The organism is Priestia sp. YIM B13491 (assembly GCF_042787605.1).
In the GTDB taxonomy this organism is placed as follows: domain Bacteria; phylum Bacillota; class Bacilli; order Bacillales; family Bacillaceae_H; genus Priestia; species Priestia megaterium_E.
Genome location: NZ_JBHZOR010000001.1, coordinates 725677 through 750751, shown reverse-complemented (window position 1 = coordinate 750751; position 25075 = coordinate 725677). Strand labels below are relative to the sequence as shown.

Annotated in this window: 22 protein-coding genes and 1 pseudogene; all 23 read right to left on the bottom strand. The window is 39.8% G+C overall.

Annotated features, from left to right (window positions below):
* Nucleotides 1-54: 54 nt before the first annotated feature.
* The 23 genes and pseudogenes from ACFX4E_RS03845 to ACFX4E_RS03735 all read right to left on the bottom strand — a co-directional run bounded on the left by ACFX4E_RS03845 (nt 55) and on the right by ACFX4E_RS03735 (nt 25034).
* Nucleotides 55-264 carry a YlzJ-like family protein gene (locus tag ACFX4E_RS03845; RefSeq protein WP_025750284.1) on the bottom strand — a complete coding sequence of 70 codons (210 nt, stop codon included), beginning with the start codon at nt 262-264 and terminating at the stop codon, nt 55-57.
* Nucleotides 261-1013 carry a ClpP family protease gene (locus ACFX4E_RS03840; RefSeq protein WP_013058820.1) on the bottom strand — a complete coding sequence of 251 codons (753 nt, stop codon included), beginning with the start codon at nt 1011-1013 and terminating at the stop codon, nt 261-263. Before ACFX4E_RS03840 ends, ACFX4E_RS03845 begins: the two co-directional genes overlap by 4 nt.
* 105 nt (nt 1014-1118) lie before the next feature.
* The gene (locus tag ACFX4E_RS03835) at nt 1119-2786 is read right to left on the bottom strand and encodes a ribonuclease J (RefSeq protein WP_098331914.1); all 1668 of its coding nucleotides are present in this window, start codon (nt 2784-2786) and stop codon (nt 1119-1121) included.
* A gap of 194 nt (nt 2787-2980) precedes the next feature.
* Nucleotides 2981-3853: a 4-hydroxy-tetrahydrodipicolinate synthase gene (gene dapA, locus ACFX4E_RS03830; protein WP_028410848.1), complete on the bottom strand. Its 873-nt coding sequence runs from the start codon at nt 3851-3853 to the stop codon at nt 2981-2983.
* 75 nt (nt 3854-3928) lie between these two features.
* The gene (dapG, locus tag ACFX4E_RS03825; RefSeq protein WP_013084757.1) at nt 3929-5161 is read right to left on the bottom strand and encodes an aspartate kinase; all 1233 of its coding nucleotides are present in this window, start codon (nt 5159-5161) and stop codon (nt 3929-3931) included.
* Between the two features lie 39 nt (nt 5162-5200).
* Entirely contained in the window at nt 5201-6244 is a 1044-nt protein-coding gene (gene asd / locus ACFX4E_RS03820; protein WP_013058824.1) for an aspartate-semialdehyde dehydrogenase, read from the bottom strand.
* A 191-nt stretch (nt 6245-6435) separates the two neighbouring features.
* Nucleotides 6436-7041, bottom strand: a complete 606-nt coding sequence (locus ACFX4E_RS03815) for a dipicolinate synthase subunit B (protein WP_013058825.1) — start codon at nt 7039-7041, stop codon at nt 6436-6438.
* Complete coding sequence (gene dpaA, locus ACFX4E_RS03810) at nt 7041-7940, bottom strand: dipicolinic acid synthetase subunit A (RefSeq protein ID WP_013058826.1); 900 nt, start codon at nt 7938-7940, stop codon at nt 7041-7043. Before dpaA ends, ACFX4E_RS03815 begins: the two co-directional genes overlap by 1 nt.
* Before the next feature lie 188 nt (nt 7941-8128).
* Nucleotides 8129-8395: a YlmC/YmxH family sporulation protein gene (locus tag ACFX4E_RS03805; protein ID WP_028410846.1), complete on the bottom strand. Its 267-nt coding sequence runs from the start codon at nt 8393-8395 to the stop codon at nt 8129-8131.
* A 98-nt stretch (nt 8396-8493) separates the two neighbouring features.
* Nucleotides 8494-9738: a M16 family metallopeptidase gene (locus ACFX4E_RS03800; protein ID WP_028410845.1), complete on the bottom strand. Its 1245-nt coding sequence runs from the start codon at nt 9736-9738 to the stop codon at nt 8494-8496.
* Between the two features lie 28 nt (nt 9739-9766).
* Nucleotides 9767-10747, bottom strand: coding sequence for a polysaccharide deacetylase family protein (locus ACFX4E_RS03795; RefSeq protein WP_016765374.1), 981 nt, complete (start codon nt 10745-10747; stop codon nt 9767-9769).
* A 142-nt stretch (nt 10748-10889) separates the two neighbouring features.
* Nucleotides 10890-13016: a polyribonucleotide nucleotidyltransferase gene (pnp, locus tag ACFX4E_RS03790; protein WP_028410844.1), complete on the bottom strand. Its 2127-nt coding sequence runs from the start codon at nt 13014-13016 to the stop codon at nt 10890-10892.
* A 168-nt stretch (nt 13017-13184) separates the two neighbouring features.
* Complete coding sequence (gene rpsO, locus ACFX4E_RS03785; protein ID WP_013058831.1) at nt 13185-13454, bottom strand: 30S ribosomal protein S15; 270 nt, start codon at nt 13452-13454, stop codon at nt 13185-13187.
* Nucleotides 13455-13603: 149 nt separating this feature from the next.
* Nucleotides 13604-14560, bottom strand: coding sequence for a bifunctional riboflavin kinase/FAD synthetase (gene ribF / locus ACFX4E_RS03780; RefSeq protein WP_060745988.1), 957 nt, complete (start codon nt 14558-14560; stop codon nt 13604-13606).
* 28 nt (nt 14561-14588) lie between these two features.
* Nucleotides 14589-15506 (bottom strand): tRNA pseudouridine(55) synthase TruB, encoded by a 918-nt coding sequence (gene truB, locus ACFX4E_RS03775; RefSeq protein WP_098331911.1) that lies wholly within the window; start codon nt 15504-15506, stop codon nt 14589-14591.
* Between the two features lie 92 nt (nt 15507-15598).
* On the bottom strand, nt 15599-15964 hold the full coding sequence (rbfA, locus tag ACFX4E_RS03770; protein ID WP_013058834.1) for a 30S ribosome-binding factor RbfA: 366 nt from the start codon (nt 15962-15964) through the stop codon (nt 15599-15601).
* A gap of 14 nt (nt 15965-15978) precedes the next feature.
* Nucleotides 15979-16257: a DUF503 domain-containing protein gene (locus ACFX4E_RS03765; RefSeq protein WP_028410841.1), complete on the bottom strand. Its 279-nt coding sequence runs from the start codon at nt 16255-16257 to the stop codon at nt 15979-15981.
* Nucleotides 16254-18122, bottom strand: a pseudogene (infB, locus tag ACFX4E_RS03760) (translation initiation factor IF-2); the annotation flags it as partial. The gene ACFX4E_RS03765 and the pseudogene infB, both read right to left, overlap by 4 nt.
* Before the next feature lie 22 nt (nt 18123-18144).
* The gene (locus tag ACFX4E_RS03755) at nt 18145-18444 is read right to left on the bottom strand and encodes a YlxQ family RNA-binding protein (RefSeq protein WP_013058837.1); all 300 of its coding nucleotides are present in this window, start codon (nt 18442-18444) and stop codon (nt 18145-18147) included.
* Nucleotides 18444-18725: an RNase P modulator RnpM gene (rnpM, locus tag ACFX4E_RS03750; RefSeq protein WP_013058838.1), complete on the bottom strand. Its 282-nt coding sequence runs from the start codon at nt 18723-18725 to the stop codon at nt 18444-18446. The genes ACFX4E_RS03755 and rnpM overlap by 1 nt, the downstream gene beginning before the upstream one ends.
* Nucleotides 18726-18738: 13 nt before the next feature.
* Nucleotides 18739-19851, bottom strand: coding sequence for a transcription termination factor NusA (nusA, locus tag ACFX4E_RS03745; protein ID WP_028410839.1), 1113 nt, complete (start codon nt 19849-19851; stop codon nt 18739-18741).
* Nucleotides 19852-19888: 37 nt separating this feature from the next.
* Entirely contained in the window at nt 19889-20359 is a 471-nt protein-coding gene (gene rimP, locus ACFX4E_RS03740; RefSeq protein ID WP_013084764.1) for a ribosome maturation factor RimP, read from the bottom strand.
* Nucleotides 20360-20723: 364 nt separating this feature from the next.
* A complete protein-coding gene (locus ACFX4E_RS03735; protein ID WP_028410838.1) occupies nt 20724-25034 on the bottom strand; it encodes a PolC-type DNA polymerase III in 4311 nt (1436 codons plus the stop codon).
* Nucleotides 25035-25075: the final 41 nt, after the last annotated feature.

Sequence of the window (25075 nt, the reverse complement as noted above, 5' to 3'; positions counted from 1 at the left end):
TGCCTTCTTCGTCATATTCATTATACCATATTCACCATAATTATACTGAAATCCTTACGACAAAATTTGACCAGGATAATAATTTTCATTCAAATAATCTTGAGGATTCGTGCTTAAAATCCTCACAATTTGCTGTTGCTTTTGTTCATTTTCTTCAACAATAACCGGGATTCCATTATGGCTAATAAGCTTTGGCTGAGATTGTTCTTGTTGATAAGACTGCTGAAAGATTAGTTCTTGCGGCATCATTGTATACAAAATCATTGCAGCAGCTGCTCCTCATTCTGACGTCCTTGCTCAATCAGTTCATTCAACTTTTTGATCGCTTGAGCAACTCCGCCTACTTCGTTAATTAACCCGTATGAAACAGCATCTCCGCCAACTACATTTGTCCCGATATCACGCGTTAAGTTCCCTTTTGAAAACATAAGTTCTTTAAACTTTTCTTCTGAAATATGAGAGTGTTCTCTCACAAAGTTAATCACGCGCTCTTGCATTTTATCTAAGTATTCAAATGTTTGCGGTACACCAATAACAAGACCTGTTAAGCGAATAGGGTGAATGGTCATGGTCGCTGTACCGGCAATATACGAATAATCAGTTGAAACCGCAATTGGAACACCGATTGAATGTCCGCCTCCTAACACAATGGACACAGAAGGCTTGGATAACGAAGCAATCATTTCAGCAATTGCAAGACCCGCTTCTACATCTCCACCTACTGTATTCAAAATAATAAGCAATCCTTCAATTTTTGGATTTTGTTCGATCGCCACAATTTGCGGGATGACATGCTCATATTTTGTCGTTTTGTTTTGAGGAGGCAGCTGCATGTGCCCTTCTATTTGTCCTACAATCGTTAAACAGTGAATATTAGAATCCTGAGGAAGCTGAGCCACGTTGGTCTGTCCTAATTGTTGAATTTTATCTAATATCCCGCCCTTGCTTTCTTCATTTTTATTAGGCTGCTGAGGCGCTTCATCAGAATGTAATCTTTCGTTATTTTCAAACATATTCTAGCTCCTTTCACTTATTGATAGTAGTAGTATGAACTTCTCATAGTTATTACATCCGCATCAGCTGCAAATAAAAAGCCTTCCCAGCGGGAAGGCTTCACATTAGATTTCCATAATAATCGGTAAAATCATCGGTTTACGACGGGTTTTTTCATATAGAAATTGATTTAAACTTTCTCTCATTTTTAATTTTAATGAAGACCACTCGATCACTTTGTCTTCCATACACTTTTCTAAAATTTGCTGAACAATCTTCGTTGCTTCTTCTAAAAGCTTTTCTGATTCTCTTACATAGACGAATCCGCGGGAGATGATTTCTGGCCCCGCTACTACCGTTTTTTGGCGTTTATTAATCGTAACTACTACCGTTAAGATTCCGTCCTGTGACAGCAGCCTGCGGTCTCTCAGAACGATATTTCCAATATCACCGACGCCTAGTCCATCAATAAGTGTATTTCCTGCTTGAATAGAACCGCTAGGGTACATGCGAGCATCTTTAAACTCAACTCGCTCGCCTTTTTCAAGCAAACAAATATGATCTTCTGATATTCCTAATTGACCGGCCAGCTTTGCATAAGCTTTTTGTTTTCGATACTCTCCATTCACAGGCATGACATATTTCGGCTTTGTTAAGTTAATCATAAATTTTAATTCTTCTTGACTGCCGTGTCCGGAAGCCTGCACTTTCTTCTGAGCAAACACTACGCTTGCTCCTAAACGAAAGATGACGTCAATTGTTTTTGAAAAGGTCGTTTCGTGCCCCGCCACAGGTGTAGCAGCCAGCAGGACCGTATCATCTTGTTTGATTTGAATAAATTTATGGGACTGTTTAGCCATTCGAGTAAGACCTAAAATCGGCTCTCCGTGATGACCTGTTGTTAAAATAACCGTTTCATGTTCTGAAAGATCTTTTAGCTTTTGCACAGGAACAATTAAATCCTCAGGCAGCTGCAAATGTCCAAGTTTTGCTGCAATATCAATGATTTTCAGCATATTTTTTTCCATAACGATCAGATTGCGGCCGTGCTGATATGCGGCATGAATGATTTGCTGAATACGGTGCAGATTGGAACTGTATGCAGCAACAATGATTCGACCTTTGCTTTTATAAAAAGCGTCGGTAATATTTTGTCCAATGACGGCTTCGGAAACTGTATAGCCCGGCTTATCCGCATTTGTACTGTCTGAAAGCAAACACAGCACGCCTTGTTCCCCAATGGCAGCCATTTTTCCAATATCAGCGCTTTGAATGCTGACTGAATTTTGATCAAATTTAAAATCACCTGTATATACAATCGCACCTTGATTTGTTTGTAAACAAATACCGACTGAATCTTGGATGCTGTGCTGCGTTCTGAAAAATGAAATATCTACTCCTTCAAACGATAAAACCGTTGACGAAGTGATAGGATGTAAAGCTTCATATTTTTTAATTCCATATTCTTTTAACTTTTCTTTGATAAGTGCTAGCGTTAATTCTGTACCATATACAGGCACATCCAATTTTTGAAGTATAAAGGGAATAGCGCCAATTTGTTCTTCGTGTCCATGAGTAACAAATATGCCTTTTACGTTCTGCTGATTTTCTACTAAATATGTAATGTCCGGAATGACAATATCAATTCCTAACATTTCCCCTCCCGGAAACTTTGATCCTGCATCTAACACATATATGTTTTCATTGATTTCCACCACATACATGTTTTTTCCAAGTTCTCCGACTCCACCCAAGGCTGAAATTTTAATATTTTCTGTCTTTTCTAGTACCATAAGCTCCTCCTACTTACTTTCACCCGTTCAATTTCATTTGCTTACATTATAACTGAAGTAAGAATTGGAATACAAGAAATTTCATTCGTCTATTTCCGTCATCTGCTCTTCTATTATCTTATAAGAAAAAAACGTCTCTTCATCGACTCGTATATACGGTCAATGAAGAGACGTTTAAAAAACATACTTATAGCTTATAGCGTATTTAATGTGCTGACTAACGTTTGGCGTTCTTCTTCCGTTAACGGAACTAAAGGTAATCGTACCGATCCTACGTCTAACCCTTTTAGCTGTAAAGCTGTTTTAACAGGCGTTGGACTTGGAGCCGCAAAAAGAGATTTCATAACAGGTACAATACGCTGATGAATTTTTGCTGCTTCCTTCGGATTTCCCGACTCATACAGCTTAACCATCTCTTGCATTTCATTCCCAATAACGTGAGAGGCAACAGAAATAATACCAGTTCCTCCAACTGCTAGTACCGGTAGTGTTAAACCATCATCACCGCTGTATAAAGCAAAATCATCGCTTGTTTGTGCGATAATAGCTGTCATTGCGTCAAGATCTCCGCTTGCATCTTTTAACGCTACAACATTTGGCAGTTCAGCTAGGCGTACAATTGTATCAACAGACATATTGATCACAGATCGCCCTGGAATATTGTATAACATGACAGGCAGCTCTGTACTTTCAGCAATTGTTTTAAAATGCTGATATAAGCCTTCCTGATTCGGCTTGTTGTAATAAGGTGCTACAATCATAATCGCATCTACGCCGATTTCTTCTGCCTTTTTTGTTAATTCAATTGATGCATACGTATTGTTGCTTCCTGTACCAGCCACAACAGGTACACGGCCATCTACTACCTTTACTGAGTGGCGGAACAGCGCCAGCTTTTCTTCTGTTGAAAGCGTAGGAGATTCACCCGTTGTTCCTGCAATAACCAACGCATCCGAACCGTTGCTGATTAAATAGTTAATAAGCTGCGTTGTTTTTTCAAAATCAATATTTCCTTTATGATCAAAAGGCGTTACCATCGCTGTGGCGACTTTCCCAAAATCAATCATGTTTTCACTCCTTGAAATTGCATTATCCCTATTCATGTAATGAACCGTTAGCTTATAGCTAACGGAACATGTAGTTTATCTCTTTTGCGGTGCTTTTGACAAGTCAAAGGCACCATGAAGAGCATTAACGGCTTTCTTTAAATCCTCTTCTTTTACAAGCACCCAAATCGTCGTATGGCTGTCAGCAGATTGTAAAATCTGAATACCTTCGCCAGAAAGGGCTGTAACAATTTTAGATGTAACACCAGGCACCCCTGCAATTCCTGCTCCAACCGTTGACACTTTGGCACAGTTGCGAATAACAGCCGGCTCATACCCCAGCGCATGAAGCACATCAATCGCTTTGTCAGTTGCTTCATCTGTTACCGTATATACAACACCCTTCGGTGAAATATTGATAAAATCTACGCTGATTTTTTCTTGTGCCATTGCTTTGAATACTTCTGCTTGCGTATCATAATGGCCTTCTTTACTAAAAACTTTAATTTGAGTGACGTTGGATACGTGCGCGATGCCTGTTACAAGGCGTTCTTGTACATCGCTTCCACGCTGCTGTGCTTCACCTTGAGATGTAACGAGCGTACCTGTTGAATCAGCATACGTGGAACGGACGCGCATCGGTACTTTTGCTTGCATGGCAATTTCTACGGCACGTGGGTGAACTACTTTTGCACCTTGATAAGCCATGTTGCATATTTCGTTATATGTGACAACGGATAGCGGTCTTGCATCTTCTACAATACGCGGGTCCGCTGTCATCACACCTTCTACATCTGTGAAAATGTCAATGTAATCAGCCATAAGGGCTGCACCTAAAGCTGAAGCAGATGTATCGCTGCCTCCGCGTCCAAGCGTTGTTGTATCACCTTCAGTAGTTGCACCTTGAAAGCCTGTTACAACAACGACATCATATTCTTCTAATTCTTTTAACAAACGATCGCATTTCATTTCTAGTATCTTGGCATTGGTAAAATCATCATTCGTCACAAACCCGGCCTGTGCACCGTTTAACGCTGTAGCTTTAATACCATTTTCGTTTAATAAATTCGTAAACACAACCGATGAAATTAATTCTCCGCATGCCATAAGCATATCAAGCTCACGTTTATTAAGAGACGCTTTATTTCCATCAACAAGTGAAAGCAATGTATCCGTTGCATACGGCTCACCTTTTCGTCCCATTGCCGATACAACAACGACTACTTTGTAACCCTCACTTAATGCATTATTTAAATGATAGATTGCTCTCGCTCTTCCTTCTTCGTTACGAACGGAAGTTCCTCCAAATTTTTGGACGATTATTTTCATACTTACACCTCATCATGTTCCGAGACACTCTGGTTGCGCTTATTTTACTAAGCTAAGCTTAATAAGTGATTCTGCAATTTGTACAGAATTCCAAGCTGCACCTTTTAACAAGTTATCAGAAACGATCCACATATGGAAACCGTTATCGCGATCTAAATCTTTACGAATACGGCCGACAAACACATCTCGTTTACCTACACAATCTGCTGGCATTGGATATACTTGATTTTCTGGATCATCTTGCAATACGATACCAGGTGCATCAGCCAATAAATTTTTCACATCAGCTACCGTTACACCGTCTTTTTCAATTTCAATGTACACTGACTCTGAATGACCTGTTACAACCGGTAGACGAACACAAGTAGCAGCTACTGGCAATTCAGGCATGCTCATAATTTTCTTCGTTTCATTAATCATTTTCATTTCTTCAAATGTAAAACCGTTATCTTGAAATTTATCAATTTGCGGAATGGCATTAAAAGCAATTTGATAATGTTTTTTATCTCCACCAACCGGTAAAATTTCCGGTGTAAACTCTTTTTCTTCTAAAATAGCTTTAGCTTGTTCTTTTAATTCATTAATTGCAGCAGCGCCTGCTCCAGAAACGGCTTGATACGTTGATACTAGTACTTTAGATAAGCCATATGTTTCACGCAACGGCTGTAATGCTGCAACCATTTGAATTGTGGAGCAGTTTGGATTAGCAATGATTCCGTTATGTGCGTGTAATGCGTCTTCATTCACTTCCGGCACAACTAACGGGACATTTTCATCCATTCGATAAGCGCTTGTGTTGTCTACAACGATTGCTCCGCGTTTTACTGCCTCTGGTGCAAGTGCTTTTGAAATACTCCCGCCTGCACTGAATAAAGCAATATCTACGCCTTCAAAGCTATCAGGAGTTGCTTCTTGCACAACAACTTCTTCTCCGTTAAACAACACTTTTTTACCAGCTGAACGAGCTGAAGATAATAACGTTAATTTACCAACTGGAAAATTACGCTCCTGTAGGGTTTTAATCATTTGTTGTCCTACTGCACCTGTTGCTCCTACTACTGCTACATGTAATTCTCTTGTCATTTTAATACCGCCTCCAACAATTTTCAACTACTCAACATTTATCTGCATATACTGACTATTTTAACATATTATTATGCTTCATTGCGTCAAAGAAGAGAAGATTTTTAAAATCTTCTCTTCTTTGAGATTGAGAGTTCTCTTACAGCCGCAGTATTGAATAGATTCATGCAACAGCAAGAGGCATATATGTCCTATGACTCTTGACCGTCGCGGAACCTTTCGACAATAACAGGCTGAATCTGTTTATCTTCAAGCGCTGCGTACACCGTGTCTGATAACATCGTCATACGCGCTACCATTGAATTCGGCTTAAGCACCGGGTCATCTTGACCAAATGGAATAAAATAAATATTTTTAGTCGCCATTAGCCTCATTAAGTTTACACCATTTAGCCCTAGTGCGTCATTAGTCGAAATTCCCAGTACCACCGGCTTATTATTACGAAGCGTTGCTTTAGCTGCCATGAGTACCGGAGATTCAGTCATTGCATTTGCAAACTTACTCATCGTATTCCCAGTGATTGGGGCAACCACCATACAATCAAGCGGAATCTTTGGTCCTAAAGGCTCTGCTTTTACAATTGTATTGATGACGGCGTGACCCGTTAATTCCTCAATTTTCTTCACCCAGTCTTCTCCATCTCCAAAACGAGTATTTGTGGATTGTACAGTGTAAGAAACGACCGGTAACACTTCTGCTCCCAAATTAACAAGCTTTTCAATTTCCGGCATAACCGCATCATACGTACAGTGAGACCCGGTCAAGCCGAATCCTATTCTTTTACCTTTTAATGACATTATTTTTTCTCCTCTCTCGCATCCGCAGCGTCTTTTAATAAATTCACTAATACATTAGCGACAATCTGACCTGCTGTTTTTGGAGCCACAATTCCTGGAAGACCTGGTGCTAAAATAGCTTTAATTCCTCGTTTTTCCGCATAGCGGAAATCGGTTCCTCCAGGCTTTGAAGCTAAATCAATAATGAGTGCATGGGTCGGGACATTAGATAATGTCTTAGCCGTTAAGATGGGGTATGGAATGGTGTTAATACATATATCACTATCAGCAATTTCTTTATCGAGTTCAGAAAGATAGAAAGGTTGCAAACCCATTTCAGCAATACGTGCTAAATGTTCAGATTTTCTAGCTCCTACTTTTACATTGGCACCGAGTGCAGCAAAGGACCTCGCCACGCTCATTCCTACTCTTCCTAAACCTAGGACAGAAATATTTGAACCGTGAATGGTAAAATCCGTATGTTGAATAACAAGCATGATGGTACCTTCAACAGTAGGAATAGAGTTATAAATTGCTACATCATCACGCTCAAATAGCTGAACGAGTTTACGGTTTGTCGTTTTGACTAATTCGTTTAAATACCCATTGCTAATACCAGAATAAATAATGCAGTGCTCAGGCGTTTTTTTAAGTATTTCTTCAGTCAGCACTACTTTTTCATTTGAAAAAATAGTATCTACTTGCCCTTCGTGATTTGTTCCAGGCACTGGAAGGATGATGGCGTCAACATCTGAAAAATCCAGCTCCTCTATCTGATATTTCGTCGCACCTGTAAAACCATGATCTAGCTGATCAAAACCAATAAGAGAGGTTTTTGCATCTAATTGAATTAATTTTCGAATGACTTCAAGCTGCCTAGCATCACCGCCAATTACAGCTATGTGCAAATCCGTTAACATGTTTCATTTTCACCTTCTTTAACATTAAATAGATGTATCTTTCGCTTAAACCATCGAGATGTAAAGTGCTATCATTACGCCCTAGAATGCCTATTGCTTTTCTTCAACATACTATGTAAACACACAGGAATCGGTGAATCTTTATCCCTGAAAATAAAAGAAACGAGATGCAGGAAGCATCTCGTTTCTTATTTTGTTGACTCATTGTTTATGTCTTCTAGCTGCTGGACATTTACAATCACCATATCTGTACCAATTTTTTCGATATTTCCCCACGGCACTCGCACTTCATCTCCTTGCTTTCGAAACCCAAACCACTTCACAGATGGAATAATCAGCGCATTAATTTGTCCCGTATGTTCATTAATTTCAAGATCCGTTTGCCCTAAAATACCCAAACGTTCTGCTCGCTTAACATCTACAATTTCTTTTCCACTCAGTTCGCTTAATCTCATAGAATCCCTCCTTTCATCTAATTTATTGAACAACCATACAAAAAATGACAAAAAAATAAGGCTGGCTCAATTATTTTAGCCAACCTTACTTTTACTGTTTACTTTCCTTTAAAACCTTTAGGTAAATCTCCACTCGGGCTTATTAGCGAAAGAGCAAATTCATCTTTGAAAATATCTCGTGCAAGACCATTTACACTATCTTTAGTCACGGCATTAACAAGGTCTAGAATCTCATCTAATGAACGGTGATAGCCTAGCATTAACTCATTTTTTCCGTTTCTGCTCATACGGCTATTTGTACTTTCAAGGCTCAGCATTAAGTTTCCTTTCAGCTGCTCTTTGCTGTTAGAAAGTTCTTTATCTGTAATCCCTTTGTCTTTCAGATCATAAAGCGTTTCTTGAACGGTATCATATAATACGTCGAGCTGATGGCTTCCCGTCCCCCCATAAATCGTGACAAGACCGCTGTCTCGATAAGAAGAATGATAAGAGAAAACAGAATAAGCCAAGCCGCGCTGTTCGCGGACTTCTTGGAACAAACGACTGCTCATACTTCCGCCAAGCACGTTATTTAATACAATTAAGCTATATACATCTTCTCCGCCGATTGGCAAACCTTTAAAGCCAAGGCAAAGATGAGCTTGTTCTGTTTCCTTTTTGCGCGCAATATGATTTGTATGAAACTCTGGCTGAACATATTGATGAGCGGAATGACTTGACGTATATGTACCAAAATAGTTTTCCACCTGCTGAATAAAACTTTCATCAATGTTTCCAGCTACTGAAATAACGATGTTTTCGGGAATATACATTTGCTCCATATACTGACGAAGCGAATCACCGTTAAATGTTTTTAACGTATCTTCCGTTCCTAAAATTGGATAGCCTAATGGATGATTGCCATATACGGCTTTGCCTAATAAATCGTGTACAATATCATCAGGTGTATCTTCATACATTTTAATTTCTTCATATACAACATTTTTTTCACGAGCTAATTCCTCTTCATCAAATGAAGAATTAAAGAACATATCCGCTAGCACATCGAGTGCTTGATCTGCGTGTTCGTCTAATACTTTTGCATAGTAGCACGTGTATTCTTTAGAAGTGAATGCATTTACTTGTCCCCCAATGCGGTCGAAGCTTTCTGCAATTTCACGAGCAGATCTTGTTTTTGTTCCTTTAAAAAACATATGTTCAAGAAAATGTGATACACCATTAATTTCAGGGTGTTCACTTCGAGAACCCGTTCCGATCCAAACCCCAATGGCCACAGATCGAACAGTTGGGATATTTTCCAATACAATTCTTACACCATTTTTGCACGTATATCGTTTTATCAAGCTAGTGCCTCCCTTTTGCTTATCTCACTTACTTCTTAGTAGAAGAAGGTATTTTCATCATTCGTTCTTCATCTAGCATTGTTGACACATCGCTAACTTTCAGGCCTTTGCGTTCAATATCGGTTAACAATTGGTCAAGCGATTCGGCCGTTGATTCAGTCGGGTGCATCAGTACAATAGCCCCTGGGTGAATCTTTTTCATTACTCGATTAATTAACACTTCTGAACTTGGCTTTTGCCAATCGATTGTATCAACTGTCCACATGATGGTACTCATTTTTAACTGAGAAGCAAGCGTTACTACTTCGGGGCGAAAACTGCCGCTCGGCGGAGCAAACCATTTTACTTTTTGTCCCGTAGTAGACGTAATAATATCATTCGTTTTTTTAAGCTGCTGATTGATTTGACTAGCCGATAAAGTGGCCATATCAGGATGAGAATAAGAGTGGTTTCCTACTTCATGCCCTGCGTCTACAATCATTTTTGCCATATCTGGATTATTTTTAACCCATTTTCCTTCTAAAAAGAAAGTTGCTTTAGCATGGTGCTTTTTTAGCACTTCTAACATTTTAGGCAAATACTCGTTCCCCCATGCTACGTTCACTGTAAACGATACCATAGGCTTTTCATCGTGTCCACGGTAGATAGGTTCCTGTGGTAAATCCTTCAAGTGAACCTTTGGTCTAACCTGTTTGTACACTAGTTTTTTTTCATCAAATTTACCCGCAGGTTTCATATTTTTATAAGAAGCAGCAAGATCAACTTTTATGCCGTTATAGCCAGGAACCCGTTTCCATACGGGATCGATTCGTGCATTCGCTGCCGGCTTTTCATAATCTTTTGCTTTTTCTTCAATCTTTTGATATAACGCATCATGCTGAGCTGATACAAGTTGTACATCGGATTTAAGTGCTTCTATATATGCTTCAGCAAAAGGATTATAAATAGATTTATATGTAATTGCCAGTAAAAATAGAAATGCTGTAAATTGCACAATGGTTCTCTTCACTTATCCTTCCCCCTTTACCATTTAAAATATGTATAAAGAGGACAAGGTAGAACAAACATCTACAAACGATAAAATCGCCCTACACATGGATTTTCTTCATGTATGGACGATTTCACAATATCTATATAGTAGTAAAAGAAGATTATTTTGTTTCTTTTGCTTTTTCTTCTTTTTCTTTTTGTTCTTTTAAAATTGCTTTACGAGATAAGTTAACGCGGCCTTGTTTATCAATTTCCATAACCTTAACTAAAAGCTCGTCACCAATCGCTACAACGTCTTCCACTTTTCCAATACGCTCTTCTGCAAGCTCTGAAATATGAACAAGCCCATCTTTTCCGCTGAAGATTTCTACAAATGCACCGAATTTTTCAATTCGTTTTACTTTTCCTAAGTACATTTGGCCGACTTCAACTTCGCGTACAAGATCTTCAATAATTTTCTTCGCTTTTTCATTCATTGGCTGATCAATAGAAGAAATGAAGATTGTACCATCTTGTTCGATATCAATTTTAACGCCTGTTTCTTCGATGATTTTATTGATTTGCTTGCCGCTTGGTCCAATAACATCACGAATTTTATCAGGGTTAATCGCCATTGTAAGGATCTTAGGCGCATATTGAGAAAGCTCTTGACGAGGCGTAGCAATCGTTGACATCATATGATTTAAGATCTGCATACGGCCTTTTTTTGCTTGTTGAAGGGCTTCGTCTAAAATTTCACGAGATAACCCGTCAATTTTAATATCCATTTGAAGCGCAGTTACGCCATTTTCCGTACCTGCTACTTTAAAGTCCATATCTCCTAGGTGATCTTCCATTCCTTGAATGTCCGTTAGAATCGAATAGTGTTCACCTGATTTGATCAGACCCATGGCAATCCCTGCTACAGGTGCTTTAATTGGAACCCCAGCATCCATCATTGCAAGCGTACTTGCACAAATACTCGCTTGTGAAGTAGAACCGTTTGACTCTAATACTTCAGATACAAGACGAATTGTATAAGGGAAATCTTTTTCATTTGGAATAACAGGCTCAAGTGCACGTTCACCTAGCGCACCATGTCCAATTTCACGACGACCCGGTCCGCGCATCGGTCTAGTTTCACCAACACTAAATGAAGGGAAGTTATAGTGATGCATGAAGCGTTTAGATTCTTCTACACTTAAACCATCTAAAATTTGCACATCGCCCAGTGCACCTAATGTACAGATGCTAAGCGCTTGAGTTTGTCCACGCGTAAATAATCCAGATCCGTGTGTACGAGGAAGCAAGTTTGTTTCAGAAGAAAGTGGACGAATTTCGTCAATACTACGGCCATCAGGACGCACTTTTTCTTCTGTGATCAAGCGACGCACTTCACTTTTAACAAGCTTTGATAAAATTTCATTCACTTGATTTAGTACTTCTTCTTCTACATCTTGCTCTTCAAATTTTGCAGCTACGGCGCTTTTCACTTCTTTAATCGCATTTTCGCGCGCATGCTTTTCTTGAACTTGAACCGCACGGTTCATGTCACCTTCTGCAATTTCGCGAACTTGACGCTCAAGGTCAGCATCCACAGTATAAAGCGCAACTTCTACTTTTTCTTTGCCTACTGCTGCTACAATTTCTTCTTGGAACGCAATTAATTTTTTAATTTGCTCGTGTCCAAACATAATTGCTTCTAGCATTACTTCTTCCGGTACTTCATCAGCGCCTGCTTCAACCATGTTGATCGCGTCTTTTGTACCAGCAACCGTCAGATGAATATCGCTTTTTTCAAGCTCATCTACCGTTGGGTTTACAACAAATTCATTGTCTACACGGCCTACGATTACGCCTGCAATAGGACCTTCAAATGGAATATCAGATACTGATAATGCTAATGAAGAACCGAACATTGCCGCGATTTCTGAAGAACAGTTTTGATCTACGCTCATTACAACGCTGACAACTTGAACTTCGTTTCGGAAACCATCTGCGAATAAAGGACGAATCGGACGGTCGATTAAACGGCTAGCCAAGATTGCTTTTTCACTTGGTCTGCCTTCACGCTTAATGAATCCACCTGGGATTTTACCGACTGCATATAAACGCTCTTCATAGTTTACTGTTAACGGGAAGAAATCTACATTTTTAGGCTCTTTTGAAGCCGTTGCTGTACTTAATACAACTGTGTCTCCATAGCGGATTAATGCTGCGCCATTTGCTTGTTTTGCCAACTGGCCAACTTCAACTTCTAGCTTTCGTCCAGCTAGATCTACGGAGAACACTCGTTTTTCTTGTTCCATATCGACGAGTACCCCTCTCTACATATAAAATATGTATGTAATCAAATGTGATAGTTTTATTATAAACGAAATATCCAAAAACAATAGCTTTTTTCACATTATGTAGCATCTTTAATGTTTCTTAAATGTACATACTAAAAAAGCGGGAATGCTCCCGCTTTCTTCTTATTATCGACGTAAACCAAGTTTGTTGATTAACTCACGATAACGAGTAACGTCTTTGTTACGTAGGTAGTTAAGTAAGTTACGACGTCGACCTACCATTTTTAAAAGACCACGACGTGAATGGTGATCCTTTTTATGAGTACGTAAGTGACCGTTTAGATTGTTAATTTGCTCTGTTAGGACAGCGATTTGAACTTCTGGAGAACCAGTGTCGTTCGCATGAGTTTTGTACTCACTAATGATTTCATTTTTACGCTCTTGTGTGATAGCCATCCTATTCACCTCCTTATTATTAAACCCCAGTTACCGAGCAAAACGTTGGTGAATCGTAATGCCAAGCAATGGTTGTTTTACATACAAGTGTTATGTTACTACTTATTGAAGCAAAAAGCAAGTCGTAGCAGCTATTTATATATATTTTTTTATTTCTTATGCTTTTGAATTCCTTCAAAATAAGCAAGGGCTTCTTCCTTGTCCTTTGAGATCTGACCGACAAGCTCTTCGATGCCGCTGAACTTTTTTTCTGACCGAATCATTCGGTGCCATTTCACCGTTACGTGCTGATCGTAGATTTGTTCGTCAAATGATAATAAGTGCACTTCGATTGTTGGCTTTTCTAAATTTTCGTGAAAAGTCGGCTTATAGCCCACGTTGCATACTCCTGCATACCACTTGCCGTGGAGCTGAAGCTCAACAGCATACACGCCGATGCGCGGAAGTAAATACTCATCGTCTAAGGCGATGTTAGCAGTTGGAAAACCTATTTGCCTGCCTCGCTTTTCTCCGTGAGTTACTGTGCCTGACACTTCATAATAGCGCCCAAGCAGCTCTTTTACTCGATGCATGTCTCCATTTGCTAAATTTTCGCGAATAAGCGTTGAACTAATTTTTTCTTCGCCATTTGTTAACTTATCAATTGTTGTTTGAGTGAATTTTGATCGAGAATGAAATGGTAGTATTTCCATTGTTCCTTTACCTAACTTTCCATACGTATAGTCAAATCCAGCTACCACATGCTGCACATTCAGGCCAATAATATACTGATCCACAAACTCTTGAGGCAATAGTGCTGCAAACTGTTTATCAAAATGAACGATATATAAAAAGTCAATTCCCATTTCCTCAATGAGTTTCTTTTTTTCTTGAAGTGGTGTGATCATATCAATGTGCTGCACGTTGCGCCCGAGCACCACAGAAGGGTGAGGAGTAAACGTCATCACAGCACTAGCTATGCCTTTTTCATCGGCTAACCGTTTTGCTGAATTTATCACTTGCTGATGCCCTAAATGCACACCATCAAAATAACCAAGCGCTAACACTGATTGTTGAACAGCTTCTCGTTGAAAGTGGTGTGGATGTCGAATTTCAATCGTTTCCAAAACACAGTTCACCTTTTCCCTAACCGGTCTAGTCGATTGCCAACACTTTAACCGGCTTCATTAAATGTTTTTTCGTTGGGTGCTGAGCATAAATTGCTAAGCACTTGCCTGCAGAATTTATCATTAAAAAGAATGGTTCCTTTTTTAACTCTTCATCTTCTGTGCACGGCAATACCGCGCCATTTTTCACTTTCTCTGCTAATGTATCACTAATTTGAAGTTTCGGCAAATGATTAAGAGCTTCTTCGATCGAATGCAGTTTCTCATTAATCGTTTCTTCTTCTACCGCCCGTTCAATATCTTCAAATGTCACACAATCTTCTAGTGAAAACTGCCCTGAACCCGTTCGCTGCAAATAAGACATATGAGACGGATAGCCAAGAGCTTCTCCAATCATCACAGCAAGCGTTCGCACATATGTACCTTTGCTGCACGTTACGCGGAATTTGAAGGAAATTTGTTCTCCCTCAAATGTAGCGCGATCGTCCAGCAGTTCAAAGCTATAAATATGAATGGTTCTAACAGGGCGCTCTACTTCGATTCCTTGCCTTGCATATTCATATAGCTTTTTACCTTTGACTTTTACCGCGGAGTACATTGGAGGCACTTGCTGAAGTTCTCCTGTCATCGAAGACAGCACTTCTTCGATTTGAGCACGCGAAAAAGAATCCGCTACTTTCTTTTCTTCTACAATCTCTCCGGAAGAATCTTCTGTTGTTGTAGAAAATCCGAGTGTAACTTCTCCCTCATAAGTTTTAGTAGCTCCTGTTAGATACTCTACAATTTTGGTAGCTCTACCGATACAAATAGGCAATACCCCTGTAACGTCTGGGTCTAATGTGCCTGTATGCCCTACTTTTTTAGTGCGAAGCAGCTTTCGGACTTTAAACACACAGTCGTGCGAAGTCAGGCCAGCTGGTTTATGTAAAACTAAAACACCGTCCACTCATTCTTCATCTCCTTTTCATTTAAAAAAGGGCGTCTCAGAAGCAAAAACCACTTTTGAGACACCCTTTTTTGTTTCTACATTCACTGATCTTATTCGTTCTCTTGATGGTCATCGCTTTCTTTTTTAATTTCATGAAGCAATGATTCAATTCGATTACCATAATCAATTGATTCATCAAATTCAAACGTAATTTCAGGTGTTTTACGTAAGCGAATGCGCTGACCGATTTCTGAGCGGATAAATCCTTTTGCTTTCGCAAGGCCTTTTAACGTATTCTCACGCTGTTCAGCATCTCCTAAAACAGAGATATAAACTTTCGCTTGCTGTAAATCGCCTGATACTTGAACATCTGTTACAGTCACAAAACCAATGCGCGGATCCTTGATTTTACGATTTAAAATCTCGCCCATCTCTTTTTTCATTTGTTCTCCGACTCTAGTTGCTCTTATGTTCATCTGTGTCACCCCTTTTATAACCAATCAAAAGTTGTAATGGTACGTTCAATCTCTGGAAAAGAATCAATCAAGCTTAGCGCTTTTTGCAGTTCTTGTTCCGTTGTGACACGGCTAGATGAGACTGCGACAATGCTAATTTTTGTTCGCTGCCACATATCTTGAAAATCAGTTTCAGAAACTGATACGTTAAACCGCTGCTTCAAGCGCATCAAGATGCGCTGAAGCACGGCACGTTTTTCTTTAAGAGAAGCAGCATCGTAAATTAAGCATTCACACTCCACTAGTCCAATCATTTAGGATCAATTTGCTCCATTACATACGCTTCAATAATATCTCCTTCTTTAATATCATTGAAGTTTTTAATTGTAATACCACACTCATATCCTTGAGCGACTTCTTTTGCATCGTCTTTAAAGCGTTTTAGCACATCTACTTCACCTTCAAAGATAACAATTCCGTCACGGATTAAACGAATTCCACTGTTACGTGTAATTTTACCGTCTGTTACGTAACTTCCTGCGATTGTACCAACTTTTGATACTTTGAATGTTTGACGTACTTCCACTTGACCGATGATTTTTTCAGCAAACTCAGGATCAAGCATTCCTTTCATCGCAGATTCAATTTCTTCAATTACTTTGTAAATAATGCGGTGAAGACGAATATCTACGTTTTCTACGTCAGCTGTACGTTTTGCTCCAGCATCCGGACGCACGTTAAAGCCGATAACGATTGCGTTAGAAGCAGTTGCAAGAATGATATCAGATTCTGTAATCGCACCTACACCCGTATGGATAATACGAACATTTACACCCTCTACATCAATCTTTTGAAGAGCAGCAGCCAATGCTTCTACAGAACCTTGTACGTCTGCTTTTACGATAAGGTTTAAGTCTTTCATTTCACCTTGTTTAATTTTTTCAAATAAATCATCTAAGCTTACGCGAGATTTTTCACCGCGCTGTTGTTCAAGCTGCTTTTGAGCACGAGCTTCTCCGATTTGACGAGCTGTTTTCTCATCTTCAAACACTAAGAAACGATCTCCAGCTAACGGAACTTCGTTTAAGCCAGTAATCTCAACCGGAGTAGATGGTCCTACTTCCTTCACACGGCGGCCGATATCATTTACCATTGCGCGAACGCGGCCAAACGTATTTCCGACTACGATTGGATCACCTACGCGTAGTGTACCAGTTTGAACAAGAAGCGTTGCTACAGACCCACGGCCTTTATCTAGCTGTGCTTCTACAACTGTACCTGCTGCACGACGGTTAGGATTTGCTTTTAACTCTTCTACTTCACTTACAAGTAAAATCATTTCAAGCAATTGATCGATCCCTTCACCCGAAATGGCTGAAAGCTTACAGAAGATTGTTTCTCCGCCCCACTCTTCAGCTACAAGGCCGTGCTCCATTAGTTCTTGCATAACGCGATCTGGATTTGCTGCTTCTTTATCCATTTTGTTAACCGCAACAATAATTGGCACTTCTGCCGCTTTTGCATGGTTAATCGCTTCAATTGTTTGAGGCATTACACCATCGTCTGCTGCCACAACAAGGATTGTAATATCCGTTACTTGCGCACCGCGAGCACGCATCGTTGTAAATGCAGCATGCCCTGGTGTATCAAGGAATGTAATTTTCTTTTCGTCAACCACAACTTGATAAGCACCGATGTGCTGCGTGATACCGCCTGCTTCTGCAGCCGTTACTTTTGTGTTACGGATAGAGTCAAGAAGCGTCGTTTTACCGTGGTCAACGTGACCCATGATTGTAACAACTGGAGGACGCACTTGAAGGTCTTTTTCGTCATCAATGATTTCTAATGATTCAAAAGCATTGTCATCTACCACTACTTCTTCTTCAACTTCTACACCGTATTCTCCGGCAATTAGTTCGATAGAATCTTTATCTAACTCTTGGTTAATTGTTGCCATTACACCAAGCATAAATAATTTTTTAATAATTTCAGAAGGCTCTTTGCCTAACTCTTTTGCTAACTCAGAAACCGTTAAGCTTCCGACAAACGTTACTTTTTCCGGTAACTCTTTTGCAGCTGCTGGAGCCGGTCTACCTTTTGGTGCCTGTGACTTTTGTGCCTGTGGCTTTTTGTTACCTTTATTGTTTCCTTTGTTAGCTGTTGATTTTGTATTTTTATTCAATACTTTCACCCCCATAAAATTAACCGAGCATCGTTGCTAGCTTTTTAGCAAACCCCTCGTCCATAACGGCTACCACGACTCGAGCATCTTTACCAATCGCTTGACCTAGCGTATAGCGATCGGGAACGATTTTAACCGAAACGTTATAGTAAGAACATTTATCCGTTACTTTTTTCTTTGTGTTTTCAGACGCATCGCTTGCTAAAAGTACTAACTTTGCTTTTTGTTTCCGAACTTCTCTAACCACAAGTTCTTCTCCAGAAATCAATTTGCGTGCACGGTTTGCAAGCCCTAAAAAGGAGATCCATTGTTCATTCATTAGCGTGACTGTTTCTCCTTTTCTACAAGCGCTAGCAACTCTTCATAAACCGCTTCATCTATTGACGCGCCTAAATGTGTCGAAAGCACATTTTTCTTTTTTGCCAATAAAATTGCTTCTTTATCCTTGCTTACATAAGCTCCGCGCCCGGACTTTTTACCCGTTACATCAACTGAAACGTCGCCTTCTTTTGAGCGTACAACGCGTACTAGCTCTTTTTTAGGCTTCATTTCTCCAGTGGCCACACATTTTCGCATCGGGACTTTTTTACGATTGTTCACCTTGGCTCACCTCTTATTCCATATCTTCATCTGAATCAAATGCATGTTGACTTACTAGCATATCATCGCTGTTTTTTACAACCATACCTTCTTGTTCAGCTTCTGATTGACTTTTAATATCAATTTTCCAGCCTGTCAGCTTAGCAGCTAGACGTGCATTTTGTCCACGTTTACCAATTGCAAGTGACAGCTGATAGTCAGGAACGATAACAGTTGTTGCTTTTTCATTTTCATCTACAATCACATCTACTACCTTAGATGGACTTAAAGCATTGGCAACAAATTCAACTGGATCATTTGACCAGCGAACGATGTCAATTTTTTCACCTTTTAGTTCATTTACAACAGCCTGTACGCGCTGACCTTTTGGCCCAACGCAAGAACCGACCGGATCTACTTCAGCATACTCAGAATGAACAGAGATTTTTGAACGGTCTCCAGCTTCGCGAGCTACTGATTTTAATTCAACTGTACCGTCATAGATTTCCGGTACTTCTTTTTCGAAAAGACGTTTTAAAAGACCTGGGTGCGTACGTGAAACATAGATTTGTGGGCCTTTTGTTGTTTTTTCTACTTTCGTAATATACACTTTAATACGATCATGAGGTTTATACTGCTCATTTGGCATTTGCTCGCTTTGAGGAAGCAATGCTTCAATTTTGCCAAGGCTCACATAGATGAAGCGAGAATCTTGACGCTGAACAATACCTGTCATAATATCTTCTTCCCGATCGCTGAACTCTGAATAGATAACGCCTCGTTCCGCCTCACGAACACGCTGTGTAACAACTTGTTTTGCCGTTTGAGCCGCGATGCGTCCAAAGTCTTTTGGCGTTACTTCGATTTCAACCACATCGTCTAGCTGAAAGTTAGGGTTGATTGTTTGTGCTTCTTCAACCGAAATTTCCAGGCGTGGATCATATACTTCATCAACCACATCTTTGCGAGCAAACACGCGCATTGAACCTCTTTCTAAATTTAAATCAACGCGTACGTTTTGCGCTTGGTTAAAGTTGCGTTTGTAAGCAGAAATTAGCGCTGCTTCAATTGCTTCAATAATTATATCTTTGCTAATGCCTTTCTCTTTTTCAAGAATGACTAAGGCATCAAATAACTCACTGCTCATCGTTGGATAATCCCCCTTTAATATTGGCCCCTACACATTAAAATACAATCGCTAATCGAGCAAAAGCGACTTTGTCATATGGTAAAACCACCGTTTTTGTGCGTGTTTTGATACGAATAGATAATGTGACAGTTTCTCCGTCAAATGATTGTAATTCGCCTTCAAATTCTTTTGCGCCTTCAATTGGTTCATATGTTTTTATGTATACATGCTTACCAATTGCACGTTCAAAATCTTTATCTTTTTTTAATGGGCGTTCCGCACCAGGCGATGATACTTCTAAAAAATAGTTATGAGGGATTGGATCTACTGCATCCATTTTCTCACTCAATTTTTCACTTACTGCTCCGCAGTCTTCGATATCCACGCCGGTATCAGAGTCGATAAACACACGTAAAAACCAATCTTTTCCTTCTTTTACGTATTCAATTTCAACAAGCTCTAAATTCATTTCCTCTAAGATAGGGGAAACCATTTCTTCCACTGTTTGTTTTACATTTTTACTCATTCTAATCCTCCCTTCGAGACATTGCATGGTATGTTTAGGTTACGCGTTTTTTATGTCTCTTATATCAAAAAAGAGTGGTTTATTTGCTATTTTTATTTTGCACTCTATAAGAGGTCTAACCTACTAGAGTGGAAATGTTGTCATTTGTGTTGCAGGATTTTAAACGTCACATAATAAATCAATCATGGTGATTGAAAATCTACAGAAAAAACGAATCATGCTAGAAGCCGATTCGTTCTCCATACTACTTACTATGTCAGTAAGTTCATATCAATAAGAAAGAGCGGGTTTCCCCACTCTTTCTCGTCCGTATCCTTAGCATTTCCACAATTACTATATCATAACCGCTTATTTTATGCAAATGTTAGAAAAGAGAAAGCTGGTTCTGATCAGGTAATGATTCAAGGCATCCATGGTTGTCTAGATACTCTAAAATCGTCTTCGATACTTTGCCTCGCTGCTGCAAGTCTTCTTTCGATAAAAACTCTCCCGTTTCACGAGCTTTTACAATGTTCAGCGCTGCATTTGTGCCAAGACCGGGAATGGCATTAAACGGTGGAACTAAAGACGTACCGTCAATTAAAAATTCGTCTGCGCTAGATTCATATAAATCTACTTTTTTAAACGAATAGCCTCGTTCGCACATTTCTAAAGAAAGCTCAAGCACCGTTAATAAGTTTTTCTCTTTAGGAGATGCATCTAAACCTTTGGCATTGATTTCTTCCATCTTCGCTCGAATGGCAGTTGAGCCTTTGATCATCGTATCAATATCAAAGTCATCTGCACGAACCGTAAAGTATGCTGCGTAATAAAGAAGCGCGTGGTGCACTTTGAAATAAGCAATACGCACGGCCATCAATACATAAGCAGCCGCATGGGCTTTAGGGAACATATACTTAATCTTTTTACAAGAATCAATATACCAGTCCGGAACACCATTTTTGATCATTTCCTCTTCAAATTCAGGTGTTAGCCCTTTCCCTTTACGTACAGACTCCATAATTTTAAAGGCAAGTGAAGGTTCAAGACCTTGATAAATCAGATACACCATGATGTCATCACGACAGCCGATTACTTCACTTAAGTTGCAAATATCATTGCGAATTAGCTCCTGCGCATTACCAAGCCATACGTCCGTCCCGTGCGACAGTCCTGAGATTTGAACAAGCTCTGAAAACGTCGTTGGCTTCGTATCTTCTAACATTTGACGCACAAAGCGCGTTCCAAACTCAGGTATGCCAAGCGTTCCTGTTTTACACATAATTTGCTCTTCTGTTACGCCAAGTGATTCCGTTCCGCTAAAAATTTTCATCACTTCAGGATCATCTGTCGGAATTGTTTTTGGATCAATTCCACTTAAATCTTGAAGCATGCGAATCACGGTCGGATCATCGTGTCCAAGTATATCAAGTTTTAATAAATTATCATGAATCGAATGGAAGTCAAAATGAGTTGTTCTCCATTCGGAATTACGGTCATCAGCTGGAAACTGGATCGGTGAAAAATCGAAAATATCCATATAGTCCGGTACAACGATAATCCCCCCTGGATGCTGACCCGTTGTACGTTTTACGCCCGTACATCCTGCTACTAAACGATCCACTTCTGCGTTTCGCAAATGTAAATCACGGTCACCGGCATAGCCTTTTACATAGCCATAAGCTGTTTTTTCGGCTACTGTACCGATTGTTCCCGCGCGGTATACATTATCTTGTCCAAACAGTACTTTTGTATAGTTATGAGCTCGCGGCTGATACTCTCCGGAGAAGTTCAAATCGATATCGGGAACTTTATCTCCTTTGAATCCTAAGAACGTTTCAAACGGAATATCGTGTCCGTCTTTAATAAATGGTACGCCACAATCGTCGCAGCTTTTATCCGGCAAGTCGAATCCAGAACCAACGGAACCGTCATTAAAAAACTCAGATTTCTTACATTTTGGACAAACATAATGCGGCGGCAGTGGGTTTACTTCTGTAATTTCTGTCATCGTCGCAACGAATGAAGACCCTACGGAACCACGTGAACCAACTAAGTAACCATCATTCAAGGATTTTTTAACGAGTTTATGCGAGATCAAGTAAATAACGGCAAACCCGTGCCCGATAATACTTTTCAACTCTTTCTCTAGGCGAGCTTCTACTACTTCAGGCAGCTCTTCACCGTAGATGCTGCGTGCCATCGCATAGCTCATTTCACGCATTTCTTCGTCTGCACCTTCAATTTTAGGCGTATATAAATCATCTTTAATTGGTTTAATATCGTCAATCATATCCGCTATTTTTTGCGTATTATGAACAACAATTTCTTTCGCTTTGTCCCCGTCTAAAAATGAAAAACAATTCAGCATCTCATCCGTTGATCTAAAATGAACATCCGGCAGCTGATGACGGTTTAACGGGTTAGCCCCGCCTTGTGAACCAATTAAAATTTTTCGGTAAATTTTGTCTTCCGGATTGAGATAGTGCACATTTCCTGTTGCTACAACCGGCTTTCCAATCTTTTCACCGAGCTTCACAATATTGCTGATAATATCTTTTAAGGCTTTCTCATCCCGCACTAAATCCAGTTCAATTAAGTGCTTGTAGTTGTCAGGGGGCTGCACTTCGATGTAATCATAAAATTCAGCTGCTCCTTCTACTTCATCAATTCCTTTTTGCATCATGCCTTCGAATACTTCGCCTCGGTCACATGCGGTTCCAATCAAGATACCTTCTCGATATTTGTCGAGCTGAGATCTCGGAATTCGCGGAACTCGATAAAAGTAATTTAAATGAGAAATAGAAACGAGTTTAAATAGATTTTTTAAACCTACGTCGTTTTGTGCTAAAAGCGTCGCATGATAAGGACGGGCCCGCTGATATGCATTCCCTTCTCCCATATAATCATTTAAGCGATCGTGCATCGTAATTTCGCGTTCAAATGCATCTTTCAGCATTTTATTTAACAAATAGCCGGTTGTTTCCGCATCGTAAATCGCGCGGTGATGCTGCACAAGTTCAATATCAAACTTTTTAGCAAGAGTATTTAAACGATGGTTTTTCATATGCGGATACAAAAATCTTCCGAGTTCAAGCGTATCAATAACGCCGTTAGCTGCTTTTTCTAATCCGATTTTTTGCAGTCCCATATTTAAAAATCCCATATCAAAGCTTGCATTATGAGCGACTAAAATACTGTCTCCCATCCACTCGTGAAAATCCCGAAGTACTTCTGAGATTTCAGGCGCATTTTGGACCATATCATCTGTAATACCCGTCAGCTCAATTGTTGTTGCAGACAGAGGATGATGAGGATTTGCAAACCGTTCAAATCGATCGATGATTTCGCCTTCTTTCATCTTCACGGCAGCAAGTTCAATAATGGTATCGTATACGGCTGACAAACCGGTTGTTTCGACGTCAAATACGACGTAAGTTGCTTCTGTCAAATCCACATGCTGTGGATTATAGGCAATCGGCACGCCGTCGTCTACTAAATTGACTTCCACTCCGTACAGTATTTTAATGCCGTTCTTTTTCCCGGCTCCATACGCTTCAGGAAACGACTGTGCAACCGCGTGATCAGTTATCGCTACAGCCGGATGTCCCCATTTTTTGGCTTGTCCGACTAAAGCTCCAACAGATGAAACGGCATCCATTTGACTCATTGGCGTATGCAAGTGAAGTTCCACACGCTTTTCATCTTCAGGCGCTGTATCCTGTCTAGCAGGGCCGGTAATCTCGTTAACATCATTTCCAATCATAACTAGATCACGAACAAATGTATCGTTTTGTACACTTCCCCGAACCTTTACCCACATTCCTTTTTTAATCGCTTGAAGTAAAGGAATATCTTCTTTATCACGCGAAAACATTTTAACCATAATAGAGTTTGTATAATCTGTCACTTTAAAAATAAGAAGCGTACGTCCGCTTCGTAATTCTCTCGTTTCTGCATCAAATACGTAGCCTTCAACGGCAATTCGCTTTTCTTCATCCACAATGGAATCCAGGCGAACCGTCTCGTCTTTAATCGTATATCCAATTGTAAGCGGACCTTTTGGTAGGTCTGGTCCATCACTTTTTTCATTTTCTTTATTTTGCATTTCTGTGATGGCTTGTAATACTTTTTCTGTATCTTCTTGTTTTCGTTGCTCTACAAACTGCTGAAATGCTTCTTCTGAATGTACAACTTCCGTCATTAGCTGAAGGTTCGGAAACCCATAGGACGCATACTGATCAGCAATTAACTGACTATACTTTTTACGTAAAGCCGTTCCTTCTGCATCATGTCGTGCGTTCACAATCAATTTGGCGCCGTTCAACCTCGGCATTTGATCTTGTAAAAGCGACTGTAAAAGCGGAGATATGCCCTGCATTTCTCCAATACAATGCTTCCAATATGACTGTACATGCTCTTCCGTACATTGTTTATTAACGGTTTGAATAGAAAAAGAAACACTCGCAATATGAGAAAAAGCTGAAGACATGCGAGCATGGAATAACTCATAAATCTCAAAAGGTAATAACCCTTCTAAAGAAAAATGGAAATGCCATTTTTTTTGTTCTTTCTGAATGACGAGCTTTTCAATCGCTGCGTTTTCAAAGTAAGGAACAATTTGATCACTCGTCAGCTCTAACTGCTGCAGCAGCAACTTAAAACGCTCTTTTTTTCCTAGCGTTTGTGCTTCCAAGTTTTCTGCCTCCTTTTATAAATGAGTGCAATCTATTTTAA